The following is a 5,431-nucleotide window of genomic DNA, read 5'->3' as shown; positions in this document are numbered from 1 at the left end:
CCGGATTCGGTGCGGACCGATCGTGTTTCCGCCGGATCGGACTCAGGAGAGCGTGCGGCAGTAGAGCGCCTGTGGCCGGTTGCCGCGACGGTTGGCCCCGGAGAAGGCGATTCCGGCGACGTACTCGTCGGCATTGCACTGGCCCTTGTAGTAGCCCTCGGCCCAGTCGCCGCCTTCGCCGGAAGCTGGGCGATTGTCGCCGCGGTCGAACCACAGCGTGCGTCCGGCGCCGGCCAGCGGTTTGCTGCCGGGGGCGCAGAGAATGCCGGACATGGCGTCACCGTTGAGGCTGTAGCCGATCATGAACGAGCCCTCGGCGCACTGGTATTTGGTGAACCCGTTGGCCCAGTCGGTGCGAACATTCTCGCGGTCGACCTTGACCGCGTCTGCGCCCGGCTGCCACAGCTCGCGCGCAGTGGCGTCGGTGCACAATCCGCCCTGGCCGCGATCGCTGACGCCGATCAGGCGCTGGCCGTCGGGGCACACCATCTTGTGCGCACCGCTGTCCCAATCGGCGGCGGCCCGCGACGACCGGTTGTCGTCCTCGTGAATACCCTGCAGCATGGACCAGTTTCGGGCCGGAACGGGGACCTGGCCGGTGAAGCCGTTCGCCTCGAGCAGACGGCGCACATGCGGCGCCCGCCAGTCGTCGGCGTCGAGGACATTGCGCAGCGCGCCCGAGGTGTCGTAGCGCAGCAGGCCCCACTGATTGCCCTTGTCGTTCTCGTGGAAGCCGACGATGGGCCAGTAGGCGTAATCGAGGTCACGATCGACCAGGTAGTCGACCAGATTCGCGAACCATGCCCTGTCCAGATCGCTGTCACCCTTGCCGACACCGAATTCGCTGACCCACACCGGTGCGGTGAAGTGTTTGTCGGGGGTCGTGGCCACGTATCCCGCGCGCTCGTCCATGGACCTGAACAGATCCGCGCGCGACATATCGCGGAAGCGTGGGTCGTGGGTCTCGCCCATGCCGGTGGCTCCGGTGTGGTTCGGCCCGATATAGCCGTAGAAGTGCACCCCGTACACAACCTTGTTGGAGCGCACCAGAGTGGTGGACAGCCGCTTCATCGGTTCCAGCATCGGCCGCTCGTGCCAGGTGATGTCGGTGGGGATACCCATCCAGTTGATGCCCTCGACCACGATGAGCAGATGGGGATTGCCCTGGGTGAGAATGGCGTCGCCTGCCTCCTGCGCGGCGTCGGCCCAGTCGTTGCTGTCGCCCTGACCCCAGTTCGGATTGGTCCAGGTGGTGCGCCGCACCTCATTGCGCAGATCCGCGCCGACGACGCCGGGGTTGTCGCGGTAGCGGGAGGTGATGAACACCCAGTCGGAGATGAACTTCTCCCACGATTGGCCGGAGTTCCAGAACTCGTTGCCGTCGAGCGCGCAGCACCAGCGGGTGGTCGTGGTGTGGTTGTTGAGGATGACGCCGAATCCGGCGGACGTGAGTGCGGTGACCGCGCGGTCGAACACCTCGAGCGGCGTGAGGCCATTGAGCTCCGGATTGGCGGTCAGGCCCCGCACCGGTTCCGGATCGGTGAGCATCTCGTTCGAGAAAGGCAGGCGAATGCTGTTGAGCCCCAACGCCTTGAAGTCCGCGAGCAGCTTCGCCATGGACACCCGGTCGAGCCCGAGTGGGGCGCGGTGGCCGTTCTCCTCAGCGTGGTGGTTCGCGTCGGTCTCCTTGTCACCGCTGCCGTTCCAGGTGCCGCTGGAGCCGTGCCAGTTGCCGGACTTCAGCTTCACCCGATTGCCGTCGGCGTCGACGATGTAGCGCCCGCGCGTGCTCAGCGGGCCTTTCATGCTGCTCGATTCCGCTTCGGCGGGTGGGCTGCCGTGCAGCAGCGGAACCAGGAAGGTTCCGAGCAGCAAGAGCACTGTGGCGAGTTTCTTCATTCCCGATTCCTCATCATCACGGGGTCAGATATCGGGAACAGTAGGTCCGGGCGACAGCAATCTGAAACAGCCAGATTCCAGCAATTCACCTGAATCACTTGTCAATGCCAGATAGCCGCGCGGCGATGATGACCGAGTAGAACCGACCCGACCCACACGCTCCGCACTGCCGAGACGCGTGCGACGGCAGGCTCGGTGGCAGGCCGATACCCTGGTAAGGGTGAGCGTGGATCGGACACCGACGGCGTGGGTCCGCCCTGGTCACATCGGCTACGTCGGCCCCGACCTCGGCGTCGACCCGCATGCCCCGTCGGTCGCGATGCTCACCGTCGGGCTGGATGGGCCGCTGGTCCTGCACACCCCACACGGACCCGTCCGCACGAGCAGTTCCTTCGCGCCCGCCCGCACGGCGCACCGCATCGTCGCCACCCAGGGGTGGATCCTCGCGCTGTTCGTCGACCCCTCGGGGGCGTCGGCCACCCTGATCTCGGACGAGATGACGGATGCCGCAGGCGCTTTCGGATTGCGTCATCGGCGCGAGCGTGAGCTCGTCGAGCTGTGCCGCGCGCCCGTCGTCGACCCGGACCGCATCTACGCCCTGGCCGTCGCAGGCGCGAGCCCCGTCACCGATCCACGCATCGCGAAACTCGCCGCCGCGATCCGCGACGAACCAGCCAACGCCCTACGCGCCGACCACATCGCGGCGAACATGGGGCTGTCGACCGGCCATTTCCTGCACCTGTTCGCGCGGCATTGCGGCACCACCTTCCGCGGCTATCAGCGCTGGAACCGGATGATCTCCGCGGTCAGCAGCGCGGTGGCAGGCCACGATCTCACCCGCTCCGCGCTCGACGCGGGCTTCGCGACTCCGTCCCATTTCAGCGAGTCCTTCCGCGACATGATCGGCCTGTCCGCCACCACGATGCTGCGCGCCGGAATCCGGTTCGACCTCGGACCCGCGTCACCTGTGCTTGCTGTTGACCAGTGACAGATCGCCGCCGTAATGGGCCAGGACTCGCTTGTTCATGACCGCACGCCACAGCGGGGGTACCGCGGCAAGCACGACCATGGTGGCGTACCCGGCGGGCAGCTGCGGTGCCTGCTCGCAGCTGCGCAGGGTCTGGTAGCGGCGGCTGGGATTGGCGTGGTGGTCGCTGTGACGCTGGAGATGGAACAGGAAGACATTGGTGACCAGGTGATCGCTGTTCCAGCTGTCCCGCGGCGAGCACCGGGCGTAGCTGCCGTCGGCGCGGCGGGCGCGCAACAGACCGTAGTGCTCGATATAGTTCACCGTCTCGAGCAGCCCGGCGCCGATGACGGCCTGCAGCACCAGGAACGGGATGACCGCAGGCCCGAAGACCGCGGTCATCGTCGCGAACAACACCAGGCTCATCGACCACGCCTGCAGAATCTGATTGTCGCGACTCCACCAGCGTTTCCCCTTGCGCGCCAGCCTTTCTCGTTCCAAGCCCAGCGCTGAGCGCAGGCCGCCGAGCGCGCTGCGCGGCAAAAACTCCCAGAGCGGCTCGCCGAATCGCGCGCTGGCCGGGTCTTCCGGGGTCGCGACGCGGACGTGGTGGCCGCGATTGTGCTCGACGAAGAAATGCCCGTACCCGGACTGCGCCAGGGCGATTTTCGCCAGCCTGCGCTCCAGATGCTCGGACCGGTGCCCGAGTTCATGGGCGGCATTGATGCCGATGCCGGAGACGACCCCCATCGTCACCGCGAGCCCCAGCTTGTCGACGACGCTCAGTTCGCTACCGGCCCAGAAATATCCCGCGATAACCAGGCTGATGAATTGGATCGGCAGGAAGAGATAAGTGCACCAGCGGTAATAGCGATCGTCGGACAACGTTTCGTAGTCCTCGTCGAGTGGATTGCTCCCATCGCGCCCGATCGTCAGGTCCAGCAGCGGAATCGCCACGAACACGATGATCGGGCCGATCCACCAGAACACCGGCAGCCCCGACAAGGCCACTAATTGCGAGGGGAACAGCGCGCACGCCGGGGCGATCAGACCCAGAAGCCAGAGATAGCGTTTGGGGTCGCTGACTCTTGTGTGTTCGAAGACTGCCATCGGAACAAACAGCACCCATCGGAATTGTAATCGTGGAAAACGACCGCGCCGAAGGCACGATCGTGGTGGTCGCCGGTCACCGGCGCGGACCGGACCGCGGGCGAACCCGGGCCGGAACACGCCGGTGTACCGCGACTAGGGCAGAGCTGCGCAGTTGGTCGGAGCCGGCCTGTCCGCCAGACGATCGGTCATCCAGTTCTGCGATGCCTCGAGCGCCGGGAAGAACGACAGCACGTGGGTGCCCGCCAGGCCGGTCAGCGGCGGAATCGCGGCGTTGGAGTCCAGCTGGACCTGCGCACCGCCACCGCACCAACTGGCGGCCATGTCACGGATGGGCACGTACGGTGCGCCCTCGTCGTTGCGGGCCGAGGAGATGAGCACCGGGGCGCCCGGGGTGAGCGAGCCGACGCGCTGCTCGTCGAACACCGCCTTCAACGCGGGAGACCCGTCGATCACCTGCGTGAGCGGCAGGCCGCTGGAGGTCCACTGGGAAGTCTGCCCGTGATTCTGGGCCATCCCGGTGGGGACCGCGCACCTGCTCGCGGAGTCGTTCAGGATCGCCTTGCCCGTGTCGTTGAGTTCGGCGTCGAGGACCGCGCGGACCTCGGGGTAGTGCGCGGCCATGCCGTTGAGCATCCAGGCGAAGGCCGGTGCCACGAGGGCGCGACCGTCGTTGTAGCCGATGAAGTACTGATCATCGACGACCGGGCCACCGACGTAGGCGCCACGCACGTTCAGATCCGGTGCGTAGCTGGGCTGCAGCTCGGCGGCGCCCGCGGAGGCCATACCGCCCTGCGAGTAGCCGTAGAGGAAGACGGGCGAGCCGGGGTTCATGCCCGCGCCCGGCAGCTGAAGGGCCGCGCGGGCGGCATCGAGCACCGCGTGGGCCTGCTCTTTCCGGTTGAGGAAGCCGTGCACATCGGGCGTGCCGAGGCCTTGGTAGTCGGTCATCACGACCGCCATGCCGCGCGAGAGCAACGAGTACAGCGCGACGACGTCGTATTCGAACATCACGTTGATCGGCGGCTCGAACTGGACGAGTTCGGCGAGCAGCTTCGAGGGCGCGCACTGATCGCCCTGTCCCTTCGTTCCGCCCGCGTAGGCGACCAGCGGGCGGGGGCCCGGGCCGGTCCACGGCTGCGACGGCTCCAGATACGTGCCCGTCACCGCGGTCTCACCGCCGTGGGTATCGCTGCTGATGTACATCATCCGCGTGGATTCCGCGGGGATGGTGCCGGTCTGTCCCGGCGCCGACAGCGCGAGGCGCGACGGTTCCGTGCGAATGATGGTGCCCGGCGCTCCGCCTGGTAGCGGAGCGGGTGGCAGATAGAAATCCGCACCGGCGACCGCGGCGGCCGGTTCGGTCCAAGCTTGTGGAGCGCAGAACGCGCCGCCCGCGACCACCAGGGTGCAGGCCAACGCTGTGGTCAAGCTGCGGGCTCGACTCCTCACGAT

The 5,431-nt window shown here is 67.0% G+C and carries 4 protein-coding genes; 1 reads left to right on the top strand and 3 read right to left on the bottom strand.

Translation table 11 applies throughout. From position 1 onward, the window contains the following. Positions 1-42: 42 nt before the first annotated feature. On the bottom strand, positions 43-1,899 hold the full coding sequence (locus ACFWF2_RS33340) for a glycoside hydrolase family 5 protein (RefSeq protein ID WP_379311461.1): 1,857 nt from the start codon (positions 1,897-1,899) through the stop codon (positions 43-45). A 220-nt stretch (positions 1,900-2,119) separates the two neighbouring features. On the opposite strand from ACFWF2_RS33340, the gene ACFWF2_RS33335 reads away from it, so the two are divergent. Beyond that, the gene (locus tag ACFWF2_RS33335; RefSeq protein ID WP_379311460.1) at positions 2,120-2,887 is read left to right on the top strand and encodes a helix-turn-helix domain-containing protein; all 768 of its coding nucleotides are present in this window, start codon (positions 2,120-2,122) and stop codon (positions 2,885-2,887) included. Here ACFWF2_RS33335 and ACFWF2_RS33330 read toward each other — a convergent pair. Both ACFWF2_RS33330 and ACFWF2_RS33325 read right to left on the bottom strand, forming a co-directional pair. Beyond that, entirely contained in the window at positions 2,861-3,976 is a 1,116-nt protein-coding gene (locus ACFWF2_RS33330) for an alkane 1-monooxygenase (RefSeq protein WP_379311462.1), read from the bottom strand. The genes ACFWF2_RS33335 and ACFWF2_RS33330 overlap by 27 nt on opposite strands. A gap of 135 nt (positions 3,977-4,111) precedes the next feature. After that, positions 4,112-5,407 (bottom strand): lipase family protein, encoded by a 1,296-nt coding sequence (locus ACFWF2_RS33325; protein ID WP_379311459.1) that lies wholly within the window; start codon positions 5,405-5,407, stop codon positions 4,112-4,114. Positions 5,408-5,431: the final 24 nt, after the last annotated feature.

The organism is Nocardia sp. NPDC060259 (assembly GCF_042728775.1).
Classification (GTDB): Bacteria; Actinomycetota; Actinomycetes; order Mycobacteriales; family Mycobacteriaceae; genus Nocardia.
This window is presented reverse-complemented; position numbering and strand designations above follow the sequence as displayed.